23 protein-coding genes are annotated in these 25,606 nt (G+C 54.5%); 12 read left to right on the plus strand and 11 right to left on the minus strand.

Features of this window, described 5'->3' with window-relative positions; translation table 11 throughout:
- Positions 1-637: 637 nt before the first annotated feature.
- From NSU01_RS10755 to NSU01_RS10780, 6 genes are read right to left on the minus strand one after another with little or no spacing between them, the layout of a single operon-like run.
- On the minus strand, positions 638-1,768 hold the full coding sequence (locus NSU01_RS10755) for a YheC/YheD family protein (RefSeq protein ID WP_076242741.1): 1,131 nt from the start codon (positions 1,766-1,768) through the stop codon (positions 638-640).
- A complete protein-coding gene (locus NSU01_RS10760; protein WP_076242742.1) occupies positions 1,750-2,268 on the minus strand; it encodes an N-acetyltransferase in 519 nt (172 codons plus the stop codon). The genes NSU01_RS10755 and NSU01_RS10760 overlap by 19 nt, the downstream gene beginning before the upstream one ends.
- A gap of 25 nt (positions 2,269-2,293) precedes the next feature.
- Entirely contained in the window at positions 2,294-3,409 is a 1,116-nt protein-coding gene (locus tag NSU01_RS10765) for a YheC/YheD family protein (protein WP_076242743.1), read from the minus strand.
- On the minus strand, positions 3,406-4,779 hold the full coding sequence (locus NSU01_RS10770) for a YheC/YheD family protein (protein ID WP_042135395.1): 1,374 nt from the start codon (positions 4,777-4,779) through the stop codon (positions 3,406-3,408). Before NSU01_RS10770 ends, NSU01_RS10765 begins: the two co-directional genes overlap by 4 nt.
- A gap of 13 nt (positions 4,780-4,792) precedes the next feature.
- On the minus strand, positions 4,793-5,959 hold the full coding sequence (locus NSU01_RS10775; RefSeq protein WP_076242744.1) for a YheC/YheD family protein: 1,167 nt from the start codon (positions 5,957-5,959) through the stop codon (positions 4,793-4,795).
- Positions 5,960-5,969: 10 nt separating this feature from the next.
- Positions 5,970-7,337: a YheC/YheD family protein gene (locus tag NSU01_RS10780; RefSeq protein ID WP_042135399.1), complete on the minus strand. Its 1,368-nt coding sequence runs from the start codon at positions 7,335-7,337 to the stop codon at positions 5,970-5,972.
- Positions 7,338-7,674: 337 nt separating this feature from the next.
- Here NSU01_RS10780 and NSU01_RS10785 point away from each other — a divergent pair, with 337 nt between their 5' ends.
- The gene (locus tag NSU01_RS10785; RefSeq protein ID WP_042135401.1) at positions 7,675-8,019 is read left to right on the plus strand and encodes a YlbF family regulator; all 345 of its coding nucleotides are present in this window, start codon (positions 7,675-7,677) and stop codon (positions 8,017-8,019) included.
- 100 nt (positions 8,020-8,119) lie between these two features.
- Here the strand turns inward: NSU01_RS10785 and NSU01_RS10790 are convergent, their stop codons facing one another.
- Positions 8,120-8,695: a hypothetical protein gene (locus tag NSU01_RS10790; RefSeq protein ID WP_042135403.1), complete on the minus strand. Its 576-nt coding sequence runs from the start codon at positions 8,693-8,695 to the stop codon at positions 8,120-8,122.
- Positions 8,696-8,889: 194 nt separating this feature from the next.
- Here NSU01_RS10790 and NSU01_RS10795 point away from each other — a divergent pair, with 194 nt between their 5' ends.
- Together NSU01_RS10795 and NSU01_RS10800 are read left to right on the plus strand one after the other, a co-directional pair.
- Complete coding sequence (locus tag NSU01_RS10795; protein ID WP_076242745.1) at positions 8,890-9,174, plus strand: hypothetical protein; 285 nt, start codon at positions 8,890-8,892, stop codon at positions 9,172-9,174.
- Positions 9,175-9,514: 340 nt separating this feature from the next.
- The gene (locus NSU01_RS10800; RefSeq protein WP_042135406.1) at positions 9,515-10,849 is read left to right on the plus strand and encodes a DRTGG domain-containing protein; all 1,335 of its coding nucleotides are present in this window, start codon (positions 9,515-9,517) and stop codon (positions 10,847-10,849) included.
- 850 nt (positions 10,850-11,699) lie between these two features.
- Here the strand turns inward: NSU01_RS10800 and NSU01_RS10805 are convergent.
- The 3 genes from NSU01_RS10805 to NSU01_RS10815 all read right to left on the minus strand — a co-directional run bounded on the left by NSU01_RS10805 (position 11,700) and on the right by NSU01_RS10815 (position 12,990).
- The gene (locus NSU01_RS10805) at positions 11,700-12,008 is read right to left on the minus strand and encodes a YtpI family protein (RefSeq protein ID WP_076242746.1); all 309 of its coding nucleotides are present in this window, start codon (positions 12,006-12,008) and stop codon (positions 11,700-11,702) included.
- Positions 12,009-12,101: 93 nt separating this feature from the next.
- Positions 12,102-12,605, minus strand: coding sequence for a hypothetical protein (locus NSU01_RS10810; protein ID WP_042135408.1), 504 nt, complete (start codon positions 12,603-12,605; stop codon positions 12,102-12,104).
- A 64-nt stretch (positions 12,606-12,669) separates the two neighbouring features.
- Positions 12,670-12,990: a YtrH family sporulation protein gene (locus tag NSU01_RS10815; RefSeq protein WP_039309559.1), complete on the minus strand. Its 321-nt coding sequence runs from the start codon at positions 12,988-12,990 to the stop codon at positions 12,670-12,672.
- Between the two features lie 146 nt (positions 12,991-13,136).
- On the opposite strand from NSU01_RS10815, the gene NSU01_RS10820 reads away from it, so the two are divergent.
- From NSU01_RS10820 to pyk, 6 genes are all read left to right on the plus strand, one after another.
- A complete protein-coding gene (locus NSU01_RS10820; RefSeq protein WP_076242747.1) occupies positions 13,137-16,895 on the plus strand; it encodes a DNA polymerase III subunit alpha in 3,759 nt (1,252 codons plus the stop codon).
- A gap of 543 nt (positions 16,896-17,438) precedes the next feature.
- Positions 17,439-17,939: a phosphatidylglycerophosphatase A gene (locus tag NSU01_RS10825; protein WP_039307658.1), complete on the plus strand. Its 501-nt coding sequence runs from the start codon at positions 17,439-17,441 to the stop codon at positions 17,937-17,939.
- 148 nt (positions 17,940-18,087) lie between these two features.
- A complete protein-coding gene (locus NSU01_RS10830; protein WP_036700684.1) occupies positions 18,088-18,276 on the plus strand; it encodes a hypothetical protein in 189 nt (62 codons plus the stop codon).
- Between the two features lie 84 nt (positions 18,277-18,360).
- Positions 18,361-19,254 (plus strand): acetyl-CoA carboxylase, carboxyltransferase subunit beta, encoded by an 894-nt coding sequence (gene accD, locus NSU01_RS10835; RefSeq protein ID WP_039307665.1) that lies wholly within the window; start codon positions 18,361-18,363, stop codon positions 19,252-19,254.
- A 1-nt stretch (position 19,255) separates the two neighbouring features.
- A complete protein-coding gene (locus NSU01_RS10840) occupies positions 19,256-20,257 on the plus strand; it encodes an acetyl-CoA carboxylase carboxyltransferase subunit alpha (protein WP_076242748.1) in 1,002 nt (333 codons plus the stop codon).
- A 341-nt stretch (positions 20,258-20,598) separates the two neighbouring features.
- Positions 20,599-22,023, plus strand: coding sequence for a pyruvate kinase (gene pyk / locus NSU01_RS10845; protein WP_039307670.1), 1,425 nt, complete (start codon positions 20,599-20,601; stop codon positions 22,021-22,023).
- Positions 22,024-22,191: 168 nt separating this feature from the next.
- Here pyk and NSU01_RS10850 read toward each other — a convergent pair whose 3' ends face one another.
- Positions 22,192-22,935 (minus strand): G1 family glutamic endopeptidase, encoded by a 744-nt coding sequence (locus NSU01_RS10850; RefSeq protein WP_052421761.1) that lies wholly within the window; start codon positions 22,933-22,935, stop codon positions 22,192-22,194.
- A 102-nt stretch (positions 22,936-23,037) separates the two neighbouring features.
- Here NSU01_RS10850 and NSU01_RS10855 point away from each other — a divergent pair, with 102 nt between their 5' ends.
- Genes NSU01_RS10855 through NSU01_RS10865 form a run of 3 tightly spaced genes read left to right on the plus strand, consistent with a single transcriptional unit; the run spans position 23,038 to position 25,197 of the window.
- Positions 23,038-24,219 (plus strand): MFS transporter, encoded by a 1,182-nt coding sequence (locus tag NSU01_RS10855; RefSeq protein WP_042135415.1) that lies wholly within the window; start codon positions 23,038-23,040, stop codon positions 24,217-24,219.
- 34 nt (positions 24,220-24,253) lie between these two features.
- Positions 24,254-24,802: a thioesterase family protein gene (locus NSU01_RS10860; RefSeq protein ID WP_042135417.1), complete on the plus strand. Its 549-nt coding sequence runs from the start codon at positions 24,254-24,256 to the stop codon at positions 24,800-24,802.
- Positions 24,799-25,197, plus strand: a complete 399-nt coding sequence (locus NSU01_RS10865; protein ID WP_036695825.1) for an FxsA family protein — start codon at positions 24,799-24,801, stop codon at positions 25,195-25,197. The genes NSU01_RS10860 and NSU01_RS10865 overlap by 4 nt, the downstream gene beginning before the upstream one ends.
- The last annotated feature ends 409 nt before the right edge of the window (positions 25,198-25,606 follow it).

Below are 25,606 nucleotides of genomic sequence, written 5' to 3' on the forward strand. Positions count from 1 at the left end.
AAGCCATTCAACTAACGGGACTGACAGATATCACGAGCATAACTGCGAATGCAAATAGCTCAGCAGAAGTTCTTGCAGTTGATAAAGCTTGAATATGAATTTAGAAAATTCTTAACTGTGGTAATTCTGTCGCATTACAATGAACAAATGTCCCTCCGGTAGCTGCGGAGGGGCATTTGTTCATGTACAGGAAATTAAGCAAGAAGAAATATTGTGAAAAAGACGGTGAAGAGACGGCTAAAGAAATTTAGATGAGTATTGTTAGAGCCTGGGTGTCCGGTGTTCCTGAAATAAATGGATTTTCTCCACTTGCTAGGAATCGGAGGAGTGACAGTCCAACAGCAGTTGGAAAAACAGTACTTAATTGGCAGTAAATCGGTCAAAGTAAAGGAAGGATGAGAATTTAAATGCCATTTATCCAATTAAACTCCGAAAATAATCCAAAATGATAAAATTAAGATATGTTTTTCCACTTAAATTCTTCAGAGGTTGACCTAACCAACATCAGCTAGCATGAGTAAGCAGCTTGCTTACAAGGAGATCCTTCGCTGGAACAGAGAGCAGCAGCAGGAGCTATCGCATGGCAACCCGATAAGTTTGCCTGGAGGAAAATTTTGTTCGTTGCAGAGATAATCCTCTATTCCTCAACCGTCTTCGCCGTACTCGGCGTATTCTTGTTCTTATACACCCACATCGCGTACTCCAGCGGGCGCACCAGCGCTTTGCGGTAGGTGCTATTGTCGCCGGAGCGGGCGAAGACCTCGCGGGCCGGCTTGGGGTTGACTTCCAGCACGTAGATTTTGCCCTCGCGGTCGATCGCGAGGTCGAGTGCCAGCTCGCAGAGCGCGCCGAAGCTGTCTTCGAGATAAGCGGCAGCTTCGAGCCCCAGCTTCTCTGCGTTCCGCATGGCCTTGTCGGCCCGCTCTTCGCTGCCGAGCCACTGCTTCAGCAGGGCCTCGGCCCGCATCGCATGCCCGCCGCCATGAAGGTTCGAGGTGACGCTGCGGGCAGCGCCTACCCGGCCGGCCATGCCGGTGAATTCCCAGACGCCCTGGCCGTTCTTCTGCACGAGCATCCGGTAATCATGGAACCGTCCGCTGGGCAGACGCAGCGGAATGCCCTGCTGGATGAGGAACCGTCCGCCGAGGCACCACTGGCGCACAATCGACTCCAGGCGGTTCAGCGACACCTTGCGGGGCGCGATGATCTGGCGGCTCTGGCGGCGTCCCTGGATATCGTAGAGGTGCTTGCCTTCCCGCTGCCGTTCAATCCGCAGGATGCCGCGTCCGCCGGTGCCGTTAACCGGCTTGACGTAGACGACCGGACTGATCTTCAGCATCCGGTGGAGATCGGCGGAAGACTGATATAGAAGAGTCTCCGGCATATGCTGCCGAAAACGGCTTTTCTGTGAAAAGGTCTGGTGAACCGTCCACTTATTACGCAGCGGGCGGTTCAGGAAGGTCAGGTGGTCGTACCGCGCGCGGAAGCGCATCAGCTGCTGGAACCGCTGGCTGCGCTGAATGCGGCAGCGGTCATAGATCATATTGGGGAAGGAGCGCCACCTGCGCGACCATGTTCCGCTTTTAACATCATAGACAAGCGCATGGATCTGTTCCTTGCTTACATGCACATCTGCGGGGGTAAAGACAAAGACATCCAGGCCAATCCGGCTGCCTTCAATAATCATCCTCCGGTACACGCTCTTCTCCTCAAGCTGTTTGGCGTCATTCAGATATAGCGTGAGGATGCCTAAGACGGGCTCTGGCACAGGAGTTCACCTTCTTGTGGGAGAATAGTAGGTCCGGCTGCAGTCCGGGGAGACCGCAGCAGCAGCGTGGGTTTGCCCGTAGGGCCGTTAACCAGGTCTACGGCGGCAAGCCCGCTGTTGAAGCACATTTTCAGGCTGGCCGGGTTATCGCAGGCCACATGGCATTCCAGCTGTCCAAGACGTTCCAGCTGCGCGGTAAGCAGGGCTGTGCCGGTATGCCTTTTGCGGTACAGGGGATGAACGGCTACTACACAGGCCTCCTTGCCGTAGCCGGAGACGAAGCTGACACCTGCGAGCTGACGGCCGTTCTGACCCCGTACAGTGGCAACGAGCAGCGAAACTCCCGGCAAGGCAAGCTGCTCCGGCGTCAGCCGGGCCAGCTCCCTGCAGCCGCGAAGCGTAATCCGCTGCTCCCCATACTCCCTCAGGAACTCAAGCAGTCCGGATAGTCTGGAATTCCACTGCACCGGGTTGCTGTCGTAGAGTGAGGATATCTGCATGGTGTCACTTCCTTTACGGGTTTAATTAGGGCTTGGTCTGGCGGGACAGATGCTGGCCATAATGAAAAATGCGTTCCAGCGACAGCTTGCGGATCGCCGGCTCATCGAATTTCATCGGCCGGGAATTGGCCTCGAAGAACCACAGCCCGCCTTCTTCATCGACGCCGAGGTCCATTGACATCTCGCCCAGCATGGTGGCCGAAGCCCGTTCAATCTGCCGGGCAATCAGCAGCGCCGTAGTGGGGACATTCTTCAGGATGGCCGCCGCCTGCTCCGCCCCGAAGGTTCCCTCCAGCATGCTGGAGGGCTCTTCAATGCTGCCGCCGCGCGGCACATGGGTAGTGATGCTGCGGGCTCCGGCCAGCCGTGCGCCAATGCCGGTGACCGACCAGGCGCCCCGGCCGTTCTTCTGCAGCAGCACGCGCAGATCGAAGGGACGCCCGTGGTGCGCAGCAAGCACAATGGCCTGCTGCACGATATAGCGGGATACTCCTTTTTCCCTGACGATTCTGGCCCACAGGCGTTCGAGGGACGCGGCTTTGTAGGTCGTGTTCTTTTTGCCGCTCTGGATCTGCAGCCTGTAAGGCAGCATAGCATCCATCCGGTATCTCAGCCGCATAATCCCTTTGCCGGCTTTGCCGTTCTCCGGTTTGAGGTAGAGACTGTCGTGATTCTTCAGCATGGCCGTCAGGGTTGCTGCACTGCGCAGACGGCGGGTCTTGGGCACATGCTTTGAGGTTGCTTTGGATTCCTTGAGCCACTCGAAGAGATTCCATTTATTGAAAAAGCTCGGGTTGTACAGCTGGATCTCAGGATGCTCCAGACACTCCGCTATTTTGCGGGCGACCGGTGCTTTCTCCTCTTCAACGCGGTTCGGAATCCGGTTATAAATCACCTGCGGCAGCGGGACAGGAATGGAGTACCAGAGCTTGCCGCTGGCAGAGGGGACGAAGCCGTTCACCATCCGCTCCTCCAGCTTCAGATCGCGGACGGTTACAACATATACCAGATAACCCATTTCTTTGCCGGTGCGGATAATATCGCGGAAGTTATTGCGGTTGCCGCGAAACTGCTTCAGCCGGTCACTGGTAGTCAGGATGGCGATAACGGGCTTGCCGGGGTCGGGGATACGGCTGTTCACAAGTCATCCCTCCTGCGGAATTTGCTGAGATACAGACAATGCTCCAGGATGTGCTCAATGGAAGCTTTGCCCTCAGCGCGCAGGGAGGGGTGGCGGAAGATAGAGCGTCCCGGTTTGGCATTGGCCTCGAACATCCAGATATCCTCATCCTGGTCAATCCCGAGATCAAACCCAATCTCACCGAGCAGATGCCGGTGCTGGATTTCCAGGGATTCGGCCAGCTTGACGGCTGTTGTTTTGGCGCGCTGCAGCACTTCATCCGATCTTGCGCCGAAGACACGGCCCAGTGCCTGCTGCGGTGTAAGCAGGGCGCCGCCGTTCTTCAGGTGGGTGGTGACACTGCCCCGGCCGGCTTTCTTGGCCCCGATGCCGACAACTACCCATTGGTTGCTGCCGTTCTTGTGCATATGGAAGCGGAAATCAATCGGGCAGCCGTCAATCTCAATCAGCCGGATACCCTGCTGAACCACATAGTTCTGCAGGCTCTGTCCGTGACGGCCGCGCAGCATGCGCATCAGGCTGTCGAAGCTGGTGAAGCGCAGCAGCACATTCTTGCCGCTCTTACGGTAACGGGCGAAGTACCCCTTCTTCGGCAGGTAAGTTAGGCGGTAGATGCCGTGTCCAAGACTGCCTGCGGAAGGTTTGTAATAGACAAAGTGGTGGCGGTCCAGCATATCGCGCATCTGTTCTGTGCTGGGGTTGCTGTGTGTTTCAGGCACGAAGCGGTTGGCGGCACCGTCATTCTCCAGCAGACGGTATACATCCGATTTATTGAAGAAGCTCCAGTTGAAATAAGGAATCTTCTTGCGACCGAAACGCTCGCGCAGCTGGTTGATGTATGGGGAAGTCTCCGCCCTGCGGCTGGGCAGACGGTTGTAGACGACATCCGGAAGCGGCACTATTTTACGCTCGAATTTGCCGCTTGCACTCAGGAAATAGCCGTTGACCTGCTCCTGCTGCCAGTCGATGTCACGCGGCATGAAGGCGAAGATATAGCATTTGTTGCTGCCTTCGCGCAGCAGCTGCTTGATGAAGCCGGTACGGGAGCCGAAAGGCTGTGCCGCGGAGGCAGGCCCGTCGGAGAGTACGCCGACCAGCGGTCCGAGCTGGACCTCATCATTCTGCAGGTTGCGCAAATAAATGCCACCTGATTTCGGAATCTTGATTGCGCTCTTCACTCCCGAGGCCAGGAAGAGATGCTTGCCGGCGCGTTTGATCGGCTTGATCATCGCCGGTATGGCATCCTTCCCAAGGCGCAGGCGGATGTTTTTCTTGCCGGATAATTTCAGGCTTTTCATCAGTTCACCCGAGACATAGACCACTCGTTGGGGCTGCTTGGTGAAATGAACATTGCAAAAAGTGAGACCCATTTATGAATCCTCCTTAGGAACCATTGATATCATTCTCCCGTTGAACGGAACTGCCTTTGAAGCAGCTTGTGGTTTGCTGCCAGGGTGCAAGCAGCAGATGACGCGCATAGCGCAGCGGATTCTCAGCGGCGAGCCTAGCAGCCCGGCGGTCGCCCGTCAGCCGGAACACCGTGCGCCCTGGTTTGGAATTAGCTTCAAGCAGATACAGTCTTCCTCCGGCATCGATGCCGAAGTCTAGACCGAGCTCTCCCAGTCTCCCGCAGGATTCTTCCAGCAGGGGAGGCAGGAGTGCGGCGGCTGAGATCAGCTCCTGATACAGGTCCCGGCCTGCTGCGCCGTATTCGGCTAGCAGGAAGGGCAAAGCGGGAACCGCGGTTCCCCCGCCGTGCAGATTCGAGGTAAGAGATCCCCGGCCCCCCAGACGAACGGCCATGCCGGTCAGGGTCCATGCGCCGGTGCCGTTCTTTTGCATAAGCACACGCACATCGAACGGCTGTCCCCCGCTGCCGGTGAGATGCAGATAAGGCTGTATGATATAGCGGTGCTGGCCGATGAAGCGGTGGATCCAGTTCAGGCCTTCGTCCAGCGTACCGAAAACATATTGAAAAGGTTCATTCATCCGGTCTCTTCCCCGCACACTCACTCCGCAGCCTTCGTGTTTGCCGAGGAGTACTGCATGCAGGGTGCGTTTGCCGTGGGAGCCGGTTTTGGGTTTCAGGAACACACCGTATTCCCTTTCGGCCAGCAGGTTGCCGAGCGCCTTCCGTCCGCTGTAGACCAGCGTTTCAGGCAGCAGGGCAGCGGCTGCGCGGCTGCGCCGCAGAATTTCGTATACCCCCCATTTATCCGGCAGTCCGCGTGACCAGGGAAGCGAACGGGATAATACAGCCAAGGCGGCAGCTGCAGATTGCTTCTTCTCCGGAGTCCGGTAGAAGCAGCGGTTATACAGGATGTCAGGCGGAGGCGCCTGGGCAGGCACCCATTGTCCGCCTTGCCAGAGATATCCGCTGACTGAAGCGCCATCCTTCGCAACACCCTCCGGATGAAAAACAAGGACCTTCAGATCATACAGCGGGGCCGCCCGGCATAGATGACTGCAGAACTCCGGCTCTGCGATGGGAGGATTCCCGTGGCGGCGGTCTGTCATTATGCCAAGGAACCCCATTGCTGTTTCTGTCATGATGTCCTCCTTACAACCCGGCCAGATAGCGGCAGTATAGAATCATTTGTTTGACGGAGGGTCTGATCTTTTGGTCGTTCAGCGGCGTGTTGTCATTCTTGGACGGCTTGGAGTTGACCTCCAGCAGCCAGATTCTGCCGGACTGGTCCAGCGCAAGGTCGATGCCCAGCTCCCCGAAATGCGCGGGGATATAAGTCTCTACGCCTCTGGCGATTGCCAGTGCAGCCCGGGGGAGCTGAACCTGGGAGCTTTCCTTCGCCCCGGGCGGGAGATTGCTTTTGCCGATGGCTTCGCGGACCGTACTGAGCGTCCCGCCCCGGGCGAGATTAGAGACAAAGTGATTACTTCCGGCGGTCCGGGCCACAATGGAGGTGACGCCCCATTTGCCGGTACCGTTCTTCTGTACGAGTGCCCGGAAGTCCACCGGCCGCCGTCCAAGCTCCATCAGGGGCAATCCCTGCTGAATCTGGTAGCGGGTCGTTTTCATCTTCGGGGCAATGGACCCAAAAAGCTTCGCCAGACTGGGATAGCTCTGCTTGCGTGTCCCCAGCGGTGTTGTTGACAGCAGCCGGTAGCCGCCGCCGTCTTCTTTGGAGATGCGCAGAATGCCTTTGCCAAGGCTACCGCGTACAGGTTTCAGGAACACACTTGGGTAATTGCTGCACATTCTTTTCAATACGGCGAAGCCGTTCAGGGCATGCGACTCCGGCAAATACCGCTGCAGGGCGGGATCTTGCGCCAGCGCTTCGAATACCTCTGTCTTGTCAAGGAACTTTTCATTGAAGAAATGAGTTCCGTAGCGGGATTTTACATCCGCCAAAAAATGCTGTACGCTAGGTTTGTTCTCTACCTTTCGCGTCGTCAGCCGATTGTTGATCACATCGGCCACAGGAAGACTCAGCTTCCGCCAGCCCTCATCGTATACCCAGCCCTGGATGGTAGTGCTGCGCGTTTCCAGCGCTTCCGGGGTAAAGAAATATACATAGGCGCCCTGTGCATGGCAGGCATTGGTCAGTTCCCGGCAGAACATCGTGATCTGGCCGAACACTCTGTCGGGATGCTCGGGATGGTCCCGGCTCACCAGAACTCCAATCAGCGGCCCCAGCCGCAGATTGCGGCTGCCTGAACTATAGGAAGCGTTAAGCTTGAGGCGCTGCCTTAAGCCCAGCCGCCGCGCCAGCCCTTCGCTTACGCGCAGGCTGTCGGATTTGGGAACCGGAATAACGGTAACCTCCTGCCGGAAAGAGCCGAAGGTAAGCTGGATTGTTCCGTGCGCCGGTATTTTGAGCCTCTTCATGGATTTGTCGCCTAGCATTACAGCGTTTTCCTGCAGGATGCCCGAGTGGACCGTTTGGACCGGGATCTTGAGTTGGGACATCGTGGATCTCCTTCCGGTAGGCAGCATGATGCCGGCAATATGAATCTTAAGGGTTACATATCATTCATCATATGGAGACATCTGACCCTTGGTGATTGACCTATTCTTTAAAAAGCCGTGCCGGACGGATTAAATGTCCGGCAGCGGTGAAACCATTCGGCAGGCGGAGTACAGGTGCAGGCTACAGGTGCAGGCGCACAGACAGAAGTCTGGCCGCTGGAGGGGAAATAACGTGACCGCGAAATTTGGGCGGATACACAATGCTTAACCGAAGTGAGTTTTGTACGAAGTAACTCAGGAAATGTAGCTCACAACAAAACTTTTAGGAGGATTTATAATGAACGTAATTGACAAGGCACATGAACTGGCGAGAGCCATTAAAGACAGCACCGAGGTATCGGATATCACCAGCGCGATGAAAGTGATCGAAGCAGATCCGGAGAGCAAGCTGATGCTCGACAACTTCCGTCAGAGCCAGATCGAGCTGCAGCAGCGGATGATGAGCGGAGAGATGCCTCCGCAGGAGGAAATGGAGAAGATGGAGAAGCTGTTCGAGGTGCTTAACCTGAATCTCGGCATCCGCCGCCTGTTCGACGCAGAGCGCCGCCTTAGTGTAGTGATCGAGGATGTGAACAAAATCATCACCGACAGCCTGTCCCAAATGTACGGCGGACAACAATAAGCGCTATAGGAGGGGAATCCTCCTGATAATAGCAAGAGGGTGATTTCAGGGCCATTTGGCTCCGGAATCACCCTCTTTTTGATGCTAAGGCCGGTTATTTCTAATCCTGTTTGCCTTCAATGGCACAGAGCAGAATCGCGGCAGCTACGCCAATACGTCTGTCGAGCACACCTTTGCGGTCCTCGGAGAAGTCGGCGATGATTTTGGTGACAAAAGGGTTGAAGTTCTGCCGGAAGGCCGGGATGACCATGCCGCCGATCTCCACATTATATTTTTGCGGAATTAGAGTAATGACACGCCGCAGCAGCGCCATGAACACACTGTCCTCTTTAATGAATCCGATCTCGTTATCGCCGGTGTCCAGAATCACCCATTCATCTTTGAAGATGGACTTCAGGCCTTTGCGGCGGAGTGCGCCCAGAGATTCCCCGGTCTCCGAATCATAGACATCATAGGTGGCGCTGAGATCTATCATTTTGCGGGCTTTAATGCGCAGCAGCTCTCTCTCCATGCTCTCGTCCGTGTACAGGGCTATATCCTCTTTCAATTTGAACGCTTTCATTTGCGAAAAGAGCACCAGCTCCTCCGAGCTGTTGTAAATATGCAGCTTCGCCCCCATGACGGAGAATACCTTTTTGCGGATTATGTACTCGGACTGGCCCCAAATGTTATTCAATGTAAATTCCTCCTCTTCGTGGCTCCATCATCTCACACCCCCGGCATTCAGGCTAGACTAAACCCGGAGGCAGCGAAATCAGCGGGATGAAAAATTAGCAACTTGTCTCATAATCCGGACCTGAAGTTCATAGAGTAGAGATATAGATTCAGATTCAGCCTGACAACCCTTTAGAACGAAGGAGCGGTTCGACAATGAAAAAAAGAAACAAATTCAAGCATTCCGTGTATCTGCTGGCGGCTCTGGCGATGCTGCTGTACGCGCTGCCGAAGCTGTCTTTTCAGAATGGCTCCGGCTGGGTGCTGGGCTTCGGTATTATCTGGTGTGCGTTTGCCTTCCTGGTGATTGCCTCGCACCTGCACTTTATCATCGGAGTGGATGAAGAGAAGCAGAAACGCCTGGAGGCGGTCCGCAAGGTTAAGCTGGAGCAATGGCAGGGCCAGTGGAACGAAGAAACCCGGGTGTCCCAGAGATTATAGAATTTGGCCGGGCCTATAGGCAAGGTGCAGCGGCTCGCCCCCTGTTTCGCGAAAGCTGCGGACTGGGGGTTTGCTGTGTTTGCAGTAATGTGGATGTGCGGATATACAGTGTATTTATGTCTTGTGAAATGATGTGTTATAGCTATATTCAAGGCTGTACTCATGCATGCATTATATGTGTGTGGGCATAAGCGCGGCTGTACCTTAATTGCCTCTGGCATCGCTTGTCATACGGCTGACATATCTCTTGAAAGAAGCATACCCGTTCTGTTGTACTCCGCTGTAACCAGCGTTATAATGGGTACAGAATAGTACAGATCGGGGTATGGGGGTGTAACAGTTGGAAGGTCAAGGCGATAACATTACAAAGCATGAACAACTGCTGCAGCATATTGAAAGCCTGAAGGTGGGAACGAAGATTTCCGTCCGCAAGCTGGCCAAGGAAATGGGCGTCAGTGAAGGTACAGCTTACCGTGCGGTGAAGGAAGCGGAGAACCTGGGAATCGTCATTACCAAGGAGCGGATCGGTACGGTCCGGGTAGAAAAAAAGCCGCGCAATATTTCTGATCAGCTTACGTTTGGGGATGTAGTTGACATTGTCGAGGGACATGTCCTCGGCGGAGCGGAGGGTCTGAACAAACATCTTCATAAATATGTGATCGGCGCGATGAAAGTGGATGCTATGATCCGTTATATCGATGCCGACAGCCTGCTGATCGTGGGTAACCGTGATGATGTGCATTCACTTGCACTGGAGCAGGGGGCAGGGGTGCTCGTAACCGGGGGCTTCGGTACCAGCCGCGAGGTGAAGGCGCTGGCGGATGAACTGGACCTGCCGGTGATTTCATCCCGGCATGATACGTTTACAGTAGCTTCGATGATTAACCGGGCGATTTTTGACCGGCTGATTAAGAAGAAGATTATGCTGGTGGAAGATATTGTGGAGGGCAAGCCGCGCCTGAATACGCTCAAAATCTCCAGCACAGTCGGCGAATTACGCGAATTGTCCCTGGCGAGCGGCGAGCAGCGCTTCCCGGTGACCGATGAGTGGAACCGGGTCATCGGCATCGTGGGCCGCCGCGATGTGGAGGATCTCGCAGAAGGGCAGAGCATCGAGAAGGCCATGATCCGCAGCCCGGTGACCGCCGCACTGCAGACCTCGCTGGCTTCGGCGGCGCAGATTATGATGTGGGAAGGGATCGACTTCCTGCCGATCGTAGACCGCAACCGCAAGCTGGTCGGGTCGCTGACCCGCAGGGAAGTGCTGCAGAGTCTGCGCGATGCCAGCAACCAGCCGCAGCTCGGGGAGACCTTCGATCATCTGATCTGGAACGGTTTCGCCGATGAGCGTGATGAGGAGGGCAAGCTGTTCTTCCATGGCTTCATCACACCGCAGATGGCGACGGATCTGGGCACGATCTCGGAAGGGATATTGTCCACGCTGATGACCCTTTCCGCATTCAAAGCGGCCAAGGACATCACCGGCAATGACTATGTGCTGGACAACATGTCCACCTATTTCATCCGCCCGGTGCAAATCGAGCATTCCATTATCGTCATGCCGAAGCTGCTGGAGATCAGCCGCCGTACCTGCAAGCTGGAGATTGAGATCAGCCATATGGAGACCATTGTGGCCAAGGCCGTCCTGATGCTGCAGTCGATTGACCACGGCTAAACCGCTCAAGTATATACATTCAGCAATAGTGCAGGCATACATGCAGTCTTCGCACAGAAAATGAATACAGGACGAATACAGACGAGTCAGAACCCGAACATAAACGAATACAGACTAAATAGACCAGACTATCCTGTAATTACCGGGAGAGTACTCTGGTCTATTTGGCATTAGAGACTAATCGGGGGAATTGCGGCAAGCCATGGAACAACTGGTTGGATTATGGCTGCGAGGCTAGGAAGCTGAACAGCTGAACAGCTGAATACTATATGAGCGAAGGACTGGACATCTCGTTACATGGGACACTAAGTGGGCGAAGGACTGGATATCTGGTTACATGGAGACTGAGTGGGCGACGGGCTGGACATCCGGTTACATGGACACTGAGTGGGCGACAGACTGGACATCTGGTTACATGGACACTGAGTGGGCGACAGACTGGACATCTGGTTACAAGGATACTGAGTGGATAGGTCTCTCTTATGAGCAGCGGGAGGTAAGTGGAAAAAGGGCATCTATTTGTCCTGGACTTCCCGATTTTGGAACAATAAGTGGAAAAAGGACAACTAATCCGCCCGAATCTGCACCAGGGGAGGAAAGCGGACGAAATAAGTGCCTTTTTTCCAACTGCTTCCCTGAAAGGTACGGCTTGGCCAGAAATAAGTGTACAATTTCCACTTCGCATAGATTTTACCGGAGAGCCGGGTGGGGAGATGCAGCGAATTAGCTAGCGATTCAAAGATAAATACCGATTCAAATAGCGATGCAAAGATTCAAATAGCGATTGAACTACCGATTAATAGCCGGATTAAAATTCCCATTCAGATACCGGTTCGGACACCGTAAACACTCAGCTTCCGCTCCCGCTGCGGAGCCGGCTGTAGTACCCGTGGCTGCGCAGCCCCGAGAAGATGTTGAAGATACCCAGCAGCAGAAAAGCTGCTTCAATGACAACATTAAGCGTCGAGCCGCGAAAGATGAACATCGACATTAGTGAGAGCGTTACCAGCATTGCGCCGAGCAGCACGTTCATAATCGATCGCTTAAGCCCTTTGATGAGCGGGTCTACGGCCCTGCGGGAGGAGAAACTATACATCGCGGCGCTGATCATAAAGACAACCAGCAGAACAAACAGCAGATACTTGATGAGCATAATCATGGACAGACAGCTCCTTAGTGGAAGGTGGGAAACAGTGCTTCGGCCTATCTCTACAATTCTATGATTTGCCCACTATTGTACCATGATTAGGACTCAGGTGCGCTTATAAGGACCGATCTCCACCCAGATTTGCAGCACACCCTCCATAACGAGCATAGTGCGGATTTTGACGGTGTATTCCTTCTCGCGTACAATGTAGATTTTGCCGTCCAGCAGCAGGCGTGCCAGCTTCCCGTCGGAATCGATTTCAAACATGCTGCGCCCGCGCATCGGCTCCAGATCGCTGACCAGCTTCCTTAGGATTTCCTTAACAGTTACTGTGTCCAGCACAGCGGTGCCTTCCTTAACTTTGCTGTCCTCGGTGCGGACCTTAATCTCCCGGATTACGGTGGAGGTATTGTTGTATTTTTTGAGCGTGTCAATGTCATCGCGGTACTCCTCGATCTGTATCCGGAGTTCCTGATTGCTTAGCCAGAGCACGTTATACCCCATATGATAAATGGCGTTATATACCACGGCGCCCACAATCATTCCCAGCACAAAAACGGCAGCAATCTGCGAGAAACGCCGGTAGCGGTGAAACGGCGGCAGGCGCATGTATCCATCACCCCTTTAAATATAAGAATGTATCTGCTCAGCGCTATCCATTATCCTTCCGTTTCTACTTGCCGCACACCCATTTGACTAGTTCACTGCCCATATGAGCGCCCAGAAAGGCGAAGACCAGATAGAGAATCTGCTTGATGGCGGGGGAGAGGTTGCCTCCCAGCATGTTACTCTCAATGACCCGCATCGGGTCGATCGTTCCGCCGACGGCGGCGGCCAGCGCCCAGATTTTGATCCGGTCAGCGATATCCAGCATGGTGTGCGTAGGCGGCTGCAGGGAGACCACGGCTCCGATCCCGCCCAGCAGGGAACCGCCCAATACAATGCCGAAGGCGATGAAGAAGTCGAGGACGGCTTTGCTCAGGAAAATATTCATCATAAGGCTCCTTCCCGGTCCAGGCAATTACTTATCCGCTGCCTGTCCTTATGCTCTTAATCCATTCTATGGGCGGTTCCCCCTCTAATATGATAAAATAGTTTCATCTTATGTTTTGATTTTGGAACTGAAGGGAAGTGGGGATAATGAGCCCTTTCGTGCATTTGCATGTGCACAGCGAATACAGTTTACTGGACGGGGCGGCGCGCATTACGGATCTGGTGCGCCGGGCCGGCGAATACGGCATGAAATCGCTGGCGCTGACGGATCATGGAGTGATGTACGGGGCTATCCCTTTCTATAAAGCTTGCCAGGAGAACGGCATCAAGCCGATTATCGGCTGTGAAGCTTATTTAACCGCAGGCTCGCGCCGTGAGCGGGGCAGCCGCAAGGATCAGCCGATCTATCACCTGATTCTGCTGGTGAAGAACGAGATCGGCTACCGGAACCTGATGAAGCTGATCTCCATCGGCCATCTGGAGGGCCAGCACTACAAGCCGCGGATTGATATGGAAGCACTGGCGGCGCATGCCGAGGGCATCATCTGCCTCAGCGCCTGTCTTGGCGGAGAGGTGCCGCAGCATCTGCTGCATGGGCGTGAGGAGGAAGCGCGTAAGGCGGCGCTGCGTTACAAGGAGATTTTTGGCGCGGACTTCTACCTGGAGCTGCAGGATCATGGGATGCCTGAACAGAAGCGGGTGAATCCGAAGCTGATTCAGCTTGCTGCCAAGCTGGATATTCCCCTGGTGGCTACGAATGACGTGCATTATATGGACAAGGAAGATGCCGAGGTTCAGGATGTGCTGATCTGTATTGGCACAGGCAAATCTGTGGATGATGAGGACCGTCTGAAGATCGGCACGGATCAGCTGTTCTTCAAGAGCGGCGAGCAGATGGCCTCGCTGTTCCCGCATGTGCCGCAGGCGCTGGAGAATACGCTGCGCATTGCAGAAGCCTGCAATCTGGAGCTGACGTTCGGCAATCATATTCTGCCGGAGTATTCCCCTCTGCCGGAAGGGCTGGATGCCGCCGCTTATTTGCGTGAGCTGTGCCGCAGCGGGCTGGAGGAGCGCTATGCGGATACGCCGCTGTGGGCATCTCCGGAGCAGAAGGAAACGGCCGAGAAACGGCTGGCCTATGAGCTGGGCGTCATTGAGAGCATGGGATTCAGCGATTATTTCCTGATTGTTTGGGATTTCATCGCTTTTTGCCACCGGAATGGTATTATTACCGGCCCCGGCCGTGGTTCCTCGGCAGGCAGTCTTACAGCATATACGCTGAAGATTACGGATGTAGATCCGCTGAAATACAATCTGCTCTTCGAGCGTTTCCTGAATCCGGAGCGGATTACGATGCCCGATATTGATATTGACTTCAGTGACGAACGCCGTGATGAGGTTATTGCCTATGTGGTGGACAAATACGGCAAGGAGCATGTGGCGCAGATCATCACCTTCGGAACGATGGCGGCAAGAGCAGCTGTACGGGATGTAGGCCGTGCGCTGAATCTGCCGTATAACGAGGTGGACAAGGCGGCGAAGCTGATTCCGGGCCAGCTCGGCATCAGCATCACCCGGGCGCTGGAGAGCACGCCAGAGCTGAAGGCTCTGTATGATACCAATCCGAAGACCCGAGGGCTGCTCGACATGGCGATGAAGGTTGAAGGCATGCCGCGTCATGCCTCAACGCATGCTGCCGGAGTGATCATCTCCAAGGGGCCGCTGACCGATGCCGTTCCGCTCCAGGCGGGCAGTGAGAGTACAGCGCTGACCCAGTACTCCATGGAGCATCTGGAGAGTGTAGGCCTGCTGAAGATGGACTTCCTGGGGCTGCGGACCCTGTCGATTATTGAACGCTGCATGAACTGGGTGAAGGAAATGACCGGCAGCGTCCCTGATTTCCGCTTCATCCCGGATCATGATCCGCTGACTTACGAGATGCTCGGGGCAGGCGAGACCACCGGCGTGTTCCAGCTGGAATCCGCGGGTGTACGGCGGGTGCTGAAGGATCTGAAGCCCAGCGGTTTTGAAGATATTGTCTCCGTGGTGGCTCTGTACCGTCCGGGTCCGATGGAATTTATTCCGAAATTCATCGGGGGCAAGCACGGGGAGTTCGAGGTCGTATATCCTCATGCTGATCTGAAGCCGATTTTGGCTGATACTTATGGCATCATTGTCTATCAGGAGCAGATCATGCAGATTGCCTCCCTGATGGCGGGGTTCTCGCTCGGCGAAGCCGATCTGCTGCGCCGGGCGGTGTCCAAGAAGAAGCGGGAGACGCTGGACAAGGAACGCAGCCACTTTGTGGAGGGCAGTCTGAAGCAGGGCTATCAGGAGGCAGATGCCAATGAGGTGTATGACATGATCGTGCGGTTTGCCAACTACGGCTTCCCGCGTGCCCATGCTGCCGCCTATGGCGTACTGGCGTTCCAGACTGCGTATCTCAAGGCGCATTATCCTGTGCAGTTCATGGCAGCAATGCTGACCGCAGTTATGGGGACGCACCGCAAGGTGGCAGAGTATGTACTGGAATGCCGCCGCAGCGGGGTCGGCGTGCTGCCGCCCGATGTTAACGAGAGCGGCGTGCTGTTCACCCCTGTACCCGGCGAAGGCAGCGGGCATATCCGCTTCGGACTGGCAGCGGTCAAGAATGTCGGGACGCTGGCGGTGGAGAATATTATGGCGGTCCGCAAGGAGCGTCCGTTCGACAGCCTGCTTGATTTCTGCCGCCGTGTCGATCTGCGCGTCTGCAACAAGCGCGTGATTGAATCACTGCTGCAGACAGGCGCCTTCGACCGGCTTCCCGGCCACCGGGCCCAGCTGCTGGCGATGCTGGATGAGACAGTCGATGCGGCAGCGAAGTGGCGCAAGGAGCGCGATGAGCTGCAGATCCAGCTGTTCGACGATCTGATTGAGACGCCGAACTGGGAAATCCGTTATCCGGATATCCCGAAATTCTCCGTGACCCAGCAGCTGGAGCTGGAGCGTGAGCTGCTGGGCCTGTACCTGTCCGGCCATCCGCTGGACGACAGTGCGGCTCTGCTGGAGGAGCCGGGGATGCAGAAGCTGATGGATCTTGGCGAAATGGCAGACGAGAGTATGACGGTAACAGCCGGCATGGTCGTGTCGGTTAAGGAAATTACGACAAAGGCCGGCAAGGCGATGGCCTTTGTCGAATGGGAAGACCAGATCGAGCGCTGCGAGGTCGTACTCTTCCCAGAGGTGTGGAAACGCAGCCGCGGCCTGATCGAGAAGGGCGCGCTGCTGGCCCTGCGCGCCAAGGTGCAGCAGGAGGACGAGGGCTTCAAGCTGCTGGCCGAGGAGGTGGCACCGCTCACCGCGGACAGCGTGCGCGGCCTGCTGCAGCGCCGCAGCGCCGCAGGCGCCCGGCCCGCCTACGCGGGCCGGAACGCCCCCGCAGGAGCGCCTGCGGCAGCTCCTGCAGCCCGTACGGGCGCCGGAAGCCCCGGCGCCCGCAGCGGCAGTGCAGCTGGCGCAGCCGCTGCACCGGGCACGCGCACACCGGCGGCACAGCCGCCCGGTGCGCGCGCTAACGCGGCCGCTGCGCAGGCCGCGCCCCAATCCCCGGCCGCGTCAGCTACGCGGCCGGGAAGCCCTGCCCCGCTGCGCACGGGGCAGCCTGCACCTGCTGAGCGCTCCGCAAGCTCAGCGCAGAGCACCCAGCGTGTCTTCATCAAGATCACGCCGGGCGCTGAGCTCAAAGGTCTGCTTCCGCGCCTCCAGGCACTGCTGCAGACCCATCCGGGACCAGCCGCGACGCTGCTGTTCTACGAGCGCAACCAGAAGGTGCTGGCGCTCAGCGACAGCTACCGGATCGAGCCCTCGGAGGAGCTGTTTGCGGCAATAGAGAGCATGCTGGGAGCCGGAACCGTCAGAATCAGGTAGGAACGGCTTGCCGTCCGCTAAGGAGGCTTTGCATCCGAAGCAGCAATACAACGTATCCCTTTCAGGTATCCGCTTCAAAGGTATGTGATTCAACCCAATAATTAACGGATCAATCGCCGTGGGGTTAGCGGATTACGTTCATTGCTTACACTAGATTCGCTGCCGGCAGTATAGAGACTTCCAGGTAAGCACTGCAGACAAGAATGTTGTACGTTTTGCAGCTTTGATTCATAATTAGCCGGGTGTACGGGAGAATTGTTGTATCAAATACAGGAATTCTCCCGCTAAGCCGCCTGGACAAGAGGAGTTGCTGCCTTTTGTACAACAATTTTGGATTTTCATTCATTAAATGAGGAAAATGTTGCACGTTGTGCAGGATTCTGCAAAGTATTCCGGTCTCTGCCGCAAAAAGCGGATGAACCGGGAAATTCCCATACAGCTTAAACATATTTTCTTATATTTAAAATAAGCACATTTCCGCCCTTTTCCGCATACATTAGGGAACCACAGGGCATTGTCCCGTGCGGAAAGGGGAATCACATCATGTCCTATCAATTGGCAGCAGACCTGCTGGAGCGCCGGGGAGTTTCGCTTGATTCTATCGCTGAGATCGTATATATTCTGCAATCGGCCTATTATCCCGATTTGACTGAGGAAGAGTGCCTCGTAAGCGTCAAGGCGGTGCTGGGCAAAAGAGAAGTACAGTACACGCTGATGACAGGTGTCGCGCTGGATGAGCTGGCGGAGAAGAAGCTGCTGCCGCAGCCGCTTCAGGCAGTGCTGGAGGCGGATGAATCGCTCTACGGGGCGGACGAGACTCTGGCGCTAGGCATCACGGGTGTATACGGGATGATCGGGCTGACAGGTTTCGGTTATCTGGACAAAATAAAGCTTGGAATTATCGGCAAATTGAATGATGATAAGGGTAGCATTCATGTATTTCTTGATGATCTGGTAGCCGGGATTGCAGCTGCGGCATCGGCCAGAATTGCCCACCGCCACGAAGGGGCGAAGGTCTATTCTCCTGCCTCCGGAGAGGCATAATTGCAGCTCTTGCATTTGTTGGAAGCGGCCTCCCGGTCCAGCAGCCATCCTGCCGAGCCTGTTGCGGGAAAAAAGAAAACTGTGTTATCATGATTCCATTATATACAGGATACGGCTGGGATTTGAGATTAGGGAGGCCTTGCAGGGCATGTGGACGGTAATCTATATAGCGCCGACCGCCAAAGTGGCGGAGATGATTCAGAGGAAGCTTACGGAAGAAGGATTTCTGATAAAATGCCGTCCGATTAATATGTCCAAGCAGCAGTTTGAGATTCTGGTTCCTTCAGGAGAGCTTGAAGAAGTGCAGGAGGTCCTGAATCTGATTCTGCATCCTTGAGATTTACAACTTAGAGATACATGAGCGGTCATGACAGCGGCAAGCTGCTATCTACGCAAATAAACGGCTGAAGAGGTGCGACCCTTGTTCAAAGATTTATTTCAGAAAAAACGGAAGTACGCGATCATTCCTTCAGAGCGTCTGGAGCGAAGCGGCGGACCGGCGGAAGGCGAGCGCCCCAAACGTGAGATTCCAGAAGGACTCATGAACAAATGCAACAAATGCGGAACGATCCAGTACAGCAAGGAACTGGAGAAGAATTTGAAAATATGCCCTTCCTGCGGCTATCATATGCGCCTGAACGCTTCGGAACGGATTGCGATGACGCTGGACCCTGAAGGGTTCATTGAGTTTGACAGCGAAATGGCGTCCGTTGATCCGCTGCAGTTCCCCGGCTATGCCTCTAAGCTGGAACAACAGCAGTCCAAAACTGGACAGGTTGAAGCTGTAATCACCGGCCAGGGCACTATTGGCGGCCATCCGGTGATTGTAGCGGTGATGAACTTTGAGTTCTTCTCCGGGAGCATGGGGTCCGTAGTCGGCGAGAAGATTACCAGAGCGGTTGAAGAAGCAACAGAGCGGAGACTTCCGATGCTGATCTTCTCCACCTCGGGCGGAGCGAGAATGCAGGAGAGCATACTCAGTCTCATGCAGATGGCGAAGACAAGTAGCGCACTGGCCCGGTTCAGCGAAGCCGGAGGCCTGTATATTTCCGTAATTACTGATCCCACAACAGGCGGGGTGTCGGCGAGTTTCGCCAGCCTGGGTGATATTATTATTGCCGAGCCCGGTGCGGTATTCGGTTTTGCCGGACGGATTGTGATTGAACAGACGATCCGCCAGAAGCTGCCGGAAGATTTCCAGACAGCAGAATTCAATTTGCAGCACGGCCAGCTGGATATGGTTGTGCACCGCAAGGAAATGCGCTCCACGTTAACCAAGCTGCTGGAGCTGCATGATGTGAAAGGGGGATTTTAGGTTGGCAGGAGAGTTGCCTTTTGAAATGCCTCTGGTAGAAATGCGCAAGAAAATTGCTGAACTGAAGCAGTTTGGCGAAGAGAAGGGTATTGATTTCAAAGATGAGGTAGCCCGTCTTGAGGAGCGTTACCACATCCTTGAGAATGAAGTGTATTCGGATATCTCCCCGGCCCAGAAGATGCATCTGGCCCGGCATCACGGCCGTCCGACCTCACTGGATCTGATCGGACTTATCTTCACCGATTTCATGGAGCTGCATGGCGACCGCCTGTATGGTGATGATCTTGCCGTAGTCGGCGGAATCGCCAAGCTGAACGGCCGTCCGGTCACCGTAATCGGACAGCAGCGCGGCAAGGATACGAAGGAGAACATTCTGCGTTTCTTCGGCAGCGCGCATCCGGAAGGCTTCCGCAAGTCACTGCGTCTGATGAAGCAGGCAGAGAAATTCGGCCGTCCGATTATCACCATTGTCGATACCAAAGGGGCTTATCCCGGCAATACGGCAGAGGAACGCGGACAGTCCGAAGCGATCGCCCGGAATTTGTACGAGATGTCTCAGCTGGCCGTACCGGTCATCTGCGTCGTTATCGGAGAAGGCGGCAGCGGCGGTGCCTTGGCTTTGGCCGTGGGCAACCGGGTCCTGATGCTGGAGCATGCCATCTATTCGGCGATCTCCCCCAACGGGGCGGCGTCCATTCTGTGGAAGGATGCCACCAAAGCAGAGCAGGCAGCTGAAGCGATGAAGATTACGGCGTCTGACCTGCTGGAGATGGAAGTGATCGAGGAGATCATTCCAGAACCCAAAGGCGGAGCACACCGTGACTACGAGGCAACGGCAGCGGCAATCAAGGATGCGGTATGGCGTCATTTGCAGGAATTATCTGTGATGGATTCGGCAGAGCTTAAGGAAGACCGTTACCTTAAATTCCGCAAAATCGGCGAGTTCTCGGAGTCCCTCCAGGAACAGGATGCGGCTGAAGAAGAAGTGCAGATTGTAGAGTAATCCACACTTATCATTTGCACTTTCTGACATATTCCAGTGTATTCCTGTCCGTAAGCCGCTCGGAATACTTTTAACCATTTATTTCCACTACGATCATCCCGCAGACTTTGCGGGGTGTTTTTTATTTTGACGGCATTCTTATAAAATTCGACTTTAATTTACAGCAAAAACAGGCACTAACATTGATTTTGTCTTCAACTTGCAGTAATATTCATAAGGGCGCAATAAAAGGTACATGTGACTACATGTGATAAAGTTCCTATACAGAGAGCAAGCCTTATAGTAGATTTTGTAGTTGGAAAAAGTGAGACAGAGAGAACGAAAAAACGGAGGAAAACCTAATGCGGAAAAGTAAAATTGTATGTACGATCGGACCTGCAAGTGAATCGTTGGAGAATATCAAAAAATTGATTTTGGCTGGTATGAATGTGGCCCGTCTGAACTTCTCCCACGGCGATTTTGAAGAGCACGGTGCCCGGATCAACACGATCCGTCAAGCTTCCAAAGAACTTGGCAAGACTGTTGCCATTCTGCTCGACACCAAAGGACCTGAGATTCGTACTGGTAAGCTGGAAGTAGAACCGATTGAACTGGTTCAGGACGAATACCTGACATTGACTACGGAAGAAATCCTGGGCGACCAGAACCGTATCTCCATCACGTATAACAACCTTCCTAACGATGTTCAAGTTGGATCGACTATCCTGATCGACGACGGCCTTATTGGTCTTACTGTTGTCGACATTCAAGGCACCGAAATCAAGACCCGTATTGTTAACGGCGGTACAATCAAGAGCAAGAAGGGCGTTAACGTACCAGGAGTATCCATCTCCCTGCCGGGTATTACGGAAAAAGACACCAATGATATCGTTTTTGGGATCGGACAGGACATCGATTTTATCGCCGCTTCCTTCGTTCGCAAAGCCAGCGACGTTCAGGAAATCCGTGCATTGCTTGAGAAGCACGACGCTTCCCACATCCAAATCATCTCCAAAATCGAGAACCAAGAAGGTGTCGATAACCTTGATGAAATTTTGGCAGCTTCCGACGGCCTTATGGTTGCCCGCGGCGACCTTGGCGTAGAAATTCCTGCTGAAGATGTGCCTCTGGCTCAGAAGCTGATGATTCAGAAATGTAACATCGCCGGCAAACCGGTAATCACAGCTACCCAAATGCTGGATTCCATGCAGCGCAACCCGCGTCCTACCCGCGCTGAAGCGAGTGACGTAGCGAACGCTATCTTCGACGGAACAGATGCAATCATGCTGTCCGGTGAAACTGCTGCCGGGAAATATCCGGTAGAATCCGTACTCACAATGTCCCGCATTGCTGAGAAGGCGGAATCTGCCCTGAACCACCGTGAAATCTTCATGAAGCAGCAAATTGCTCAAGAAACTACGGTAACTGAAGCGATCAGCCAATCTGTAGCGATTTCCGCTCTGGATCTGAACGCTAAAGCTATCATTTCTTCGACTGTAACTGGCCACACTGCACGCGTGGTTTCCAAATACCGTCCTAAATCACAAATCATTGCTGTAACTACCCAGGAAAGAACTATGCGTCAGCTGGCGCTGGTTTGGGGCGTAACTCCAGTATTCGGCAAAGAAGCTACTTCGACTGACGAATTGCTGGAAACTGCACTTCAAGGCGGTAAAGCTTCCGGTCTGGTAAAAGCCGGAGATCTTGTAGTCATTACTGCAGGTATCCCGCTGGGCCGTTCCGGTTCCACTAACCTGGTGAAGGTAGACACAATTCCAGCCGACTAGGATTTGGAAGAGGTTCTGCAGCATTAACAGAATACACCTATTAGAGCAGTGGCGTTCTTAGCCGCTGCTCTTTTTATTGTGCAGGAAGGCACAGCCGTTTCCGCTTGCGGGTTGATATAAACGGTGCAAATGTATATATTGAATTGAGAGTTTTGAGAAACCGGGCAATCAGGTTCTTGTAAATATAGGGTTTCTGGAGTACACAGCAGGATGGCTTTTGCGGTAGATCCGCCGGACCGAGAAGGAATCGCCGCGGGGACCCGGCAGAGTCGGCACGGCCAGCAGCGTTTTGTTCTGGACCATAATGCCGCCGTCTTGAGCCTTGAGCTTGGGACTGCATCCGTTAACCCGGCAGCAGGTGAATCTTACCAGTGATACCTTGGACAACGGTGCGATATTCTGTCCCACCTGGGGAGCTTCCATGATCCATTCGGCAGAGGTTTGCGGCCCCTGATAGCGCTGGACAGTACGGAAAACCCAGTTTTTGCTGAGATTGCGCAGAGTGATACACCATTTACCCGGACTGAGCTTGACGATGGAAGCACGCATATGGTCTCCGGGAGATACAGGCAAGGGGATAACGGTCTCGGCAGCGGGCAGAATTTCCCACCAGGCATAGTACCGGACGGTTCCGTTTACCGATTCATGGCCGGTTCCGGTCTGAATCAGGCTGCTGTTCCGGAAGCCGTCGATGCCGATCCAGGCCGAAGAATACGTGGCTTTGACCGTAGGTTTTACATAAGGGACAATCCAGTCGGCCGATATCCGCCGGTAAGTGCCTTTTTTGCCCGAGATGGCATAACCGCTCCAGTTGCTGGATGTCCAGCCGAAGCCTGAGCTGACGGCTCTGCCTGTGTTGAGTTTATCTTTCAGACAGGGTTTGCTGCTTAGCAATCTATTGACTTGGCCCACTTGTCCACCGCCTCATAATATGTTCTGCTCTATTTAATGCAGTAAGAGGCTCTTAAGGTTGGGTATTCTGTTAAAAAGGAAGAGAGAGGACTTATAACTCCAATGGAAAAAATATCGAAGCTGCGCGGGTTTTATCTGTTTCTGGGACTCGCCGGGGGCTCCTTCGGCTCTTATTTGTCACTGCTGCTCAAATCAAACGGACTTAACGTCAGCCAGATCGGCATGCTGATGGCTACGGGCACACTGATCGCGATCTGTGTGCAGCCCCTATGGGGAGTGATCTCTGACAGATATAACCAGGCGCGGCTGGTGCTTCTTCTGAGTGTGGCGGTTCCGGCGCTGCTTGCGGTGCTGTACCGGTCGGAGTATTTCATTGTGCTGATGCTGGTGTACACGGTATCCACGATCTTCTCCTCCACACAGGCTCCTATTGCCGACTCTTACGCCATAGCAGCGGCGAACAGAGCCGGATCGACTTACGGCAGCATCCGGATGATGATGAGCATAGGAGCCGCTGTAGGAGCCATAGCCGGGGGGCAATATGTATCTAAATTCTCGGTATCCACGATCTGGCTGCCGTTTCTGCTGCTGAATGCCGTTGCAGTGGCCATTGCCTTCACCCTGCCGAAGCAGGCGGAAGAGAATCACATGATGAGCCAGTCCTTCTCCCAGGGCGTCAAAAAGCTGCTCGGCAACCGTATATTCCTGGCCTTTCTCGGGGGAAGCTTCCTGGTGAACCAGACGATGACGGCGTTCGGTACTTATTTCGTCCTAGCCTTCCAGTCGGTCGGCGGCTCGACCAGCTATGCGGGGATCGCCCTGTTTCTGGCGTCGATCACTAACGTACCATCCATGTTCTTCGCCTCTAAGGTTATCCGCAGGCTGGGCATGGAGCGGACGCTGCTGCTGGGTGCGCTGATCTATGTGCTGCGCTGGGGGATTCAGGTGGCCTTCCCGTATCCATCGGTCATGATTGGGGTACAGGTGCTGCACGGCCTATCCTTCGGCTTCTTTTATATTGCTGCAGTTGAATATGTATCGAAGATTACCTCTGCGGAGATGCAGGCGACGGGACAAAGCGTATTTAACATCGTATTCTCCGGCTTTGCCGGTATTCTGGGCAATCTGCTGAACGGAATGCTGCTGAATCAGGGCGGGGTCGGCCTTATGAATCTGTCCTGTATGCTGAGTGCGGCGGCCGGCGCGGCTCTGCTGTTCTATGTCGCCCGGAGCTCACGCAGCAAGCTGCCGCTGAAGGCCTCTTCCGGCGGAGTCAGCGCTTAGCTGCCCGCCTGCCATTACAGAAAGGAGCATGAATATGAATTCACATAAACCGGGGTGGTCCAGCCGCTGGCATGAAACTTCATTTCGTGTGCGTTATCAGGAAACCGATCAGATGGGTGTGGTCTATCATGCCAATTATTTGACCTGGTTTGAAAGCGGGCGTACGGAGATGTTCCGCGGACTGGGCTTTGCCTACCGCACACTTGAGAGCCTGGGGCTGTTATTGCCTGTGACCTCTGCAGATTTGCAATTTAAAAGCCCGGCGCGATATGATGATCTTATTGCCGTGTATGCACGGTTAACAACCTTCTCGGCGCTAAGGGTTGTCTATGAATATGAAATCCGCCGTGTGGCGGAAGAGCACGGGGAAGGCGGAGCGTCCGGAGCCTCCGGACGCTCCGGGACCCGTAAGGCGCATCCGGCGGACAGTGAACCTCTTCCCGGCGAACTGCTGGTCAGCGGCACGACGAGCCATGTCTGGCTGAACAAGGAATGGAAGCCTGTGCGTATCGACAGGGCGCAGCCTGAGCTGTTCCGCGCTATCACTACGGCGCTTAAGGAAGAAGAAGGAGGAGCAGTATGATCAGGAACAAATGGCTGTGGGCTGCATTATTTGCCGTCCCGGCCGTGGAATTATTCGGTTTCATCTATGTCTCAAGTTTTCTTGGAGCGCCCAAGACCCTGCTGATCATGCTGGCCACTTCGGTCATCGGTCTGCTCATGATGCGGTTTGAAGGCAAAAAAGTGCTGCAGGACAGCAGAACACATATGCAGGAAGGACGGGTGCCCGGACGGACCATGCTGGACGGCTTATGTATCTTTTTTGGTGGTCTGCTGCTGATTCTGCCGGGCTTCGTCACGGATCTGATCGGCTTTACACTGGTATTTCCGCTGACCCGGCCGCTATACCGGGTTTTTCTGCTGAAATGGATCGAGAAGAAGATGAAAAACGGCACCTTCACCTTCTACCGCAGGTAGAGGCGGGGGCGCCGCAAGGACAATGAGGTTTGGAAAAGCGTTCGGCTGCTGGACAATGCGGCTGAGCGCTTTTCTGCTTGCAGCCGAACCGGATGTAGCGCAATGTTGAAGATTATGCAGGAGTATGCGGTGGGAAATGCGATGAACAAGGACCGGGCCCGATGTATGCGAAAAACCGAATACAATGTGCGGCTGACAGCGCAAACGGACCTAATGTATGTGGAAAACCGAATACAATGTGCGGCGAATAGAGTAAATGGGCCCGATGTATGCGAAAAACCGAATACAATGTGCGGCGGATAGCGCAAATGGGCCCAATGTATGCGAAAAACCGAATACAATGTGCGGCGGATAGCGCAAACGGGCCCGATGTATGCGAAAAACCGAATACAATGTGTGCCGGATATCG

This window comes from Paenibacillus sp. FSL H8-0259 (assembly GCF_037963255.1).
In the GTDB taxonomy this organism is placed as follows: Bacteria; Bacillota; Bacilli; order Paenibacillales; family Paenibacillaceae; genus Paenibacillus_AQ; species Paenibacillus_AQ phytohabitans.

What these genes read in the sequence shown, in the direction of transcription:
- NSU01_RS10785 (WP_042135401.1), top strand. Translation starts at nt 7,675, where the DNA reads ATGAACGTAATTGACAAGGCACATGAACTGGCGAGAGCCATTAAAGAC.
- NSU01_RS10775 (WP_076242744.1), bottom strand. Translation starts at nt 5,959, where the DNA reads ATGACAGAAACAGCAATGGGGTTCCTTGGCATAATGACAGACCGCCGC.
- NSU01_RS10780 (WP_042135399.1), bottom strand. Translation starts at nt 7,337, where the DNA reads ATGTCCCAACTCAAGATCCCGGTCCAAACGGTCCACTCGGGCATCCTG.
- NSU01_RS10820 (WP_076242747.1), top strand. Translation starts at nt 13,137, where the DNA reads ATGAGCCCTTTCGTGCATTTGCATGTGCACAGCGAATACAGTTTACTG.
- NSU01_RS10770 (WP_042135395.1), bottom strand. Translation starts at nt 4,779, where the DNA reads ATGGGTCTCACTTTTTGCAATGTTCATTTCACCAAGCAGCCCCAACGA.
- NSU01_RS10860 (WP_042135417.1), top strand. Translation starts at nt 24,254, where the DNA reads ATGAATTCACATAAACCGGGGTGGTCCAGCCGCTGGCATGAAACTTCA.
- NSU01_RS10795 (WP_076242745.1), top strand. Translation starts at nt 8,890, where the DNA reads ATGAAAAAAAGAAACAAATTCAAGCATTCCGTGTATCTGCTGGCGGCT.
- pyk (WP_039307670.1), top strand. Translation starts at nt 20,599, where the DNA reads ATGCGGAAAAGTAAAATTGTATGTACGATCGGACCTGCAAGTGAATCG.
- NSU01_RS10805 (WP_076242746.1), bottom strand. Translation starts at nt 12,008, where the DNA reads ATGATTATGCTCATCAAGTATCTGCTGTTTGTTCTGCTGGTTGTCTTT.
- NSU01_RS10855 (WP_042135415.1), top strand. Translation starts at nt 23,038, where the DNA reads ATGGAAAAAATATCGAAGCTGCGCGGGTTTTATCTGTTTCTGGGACTC.
- NSU01_RS10830 (WP_036700684.1), top strand. Translation starts at nt 18,088, where the DNA reads ATGTGGACGGTAATCTATATAGCGCCGACCGCCAAAGTGGCGGAGATG.
- NSU01_RS10815 (WP_039309559.1), bottom strand. Translation starts at nt 12,990, where the DNA reads ATGAATATTTTCCTGAGCAAAGCCGTCCTCGACTTCTTCATCGCCTTC.
- NSU01_RS10865 (WP_036695825.1), top strand. Translation starts at nt 24,799, where the DNA reads ATGATCAGGAACAAATGGCTGTGGGCTGCATTATTTGCCGTCCCGGCC.
- NSU01_RS10825 (WP_039307658.1), top strand. Translation starts at nt 17,439, where the DNA reads ATGTCCTATCAATTGGCAGCAGACCTGCTGGAGCGCCGGGGAGTTTCG.
- NSU01_RS10810 (WP_042135408.1), bottom strand. Translation starts at nt 12,605, where the DNA reads ATGCGCCTGCCGCCGTTTCACCGCTACCGGCGTTTCTCGCAGATTGCT.
- NSU01_RS10760 (WP_076242742.1), bottom strand. Translation starts at nt 2,268, where the DNA reads ATGCAGATATCCTCACTCTACGACAGCAACCCGGTGCAGTGGAATTCC.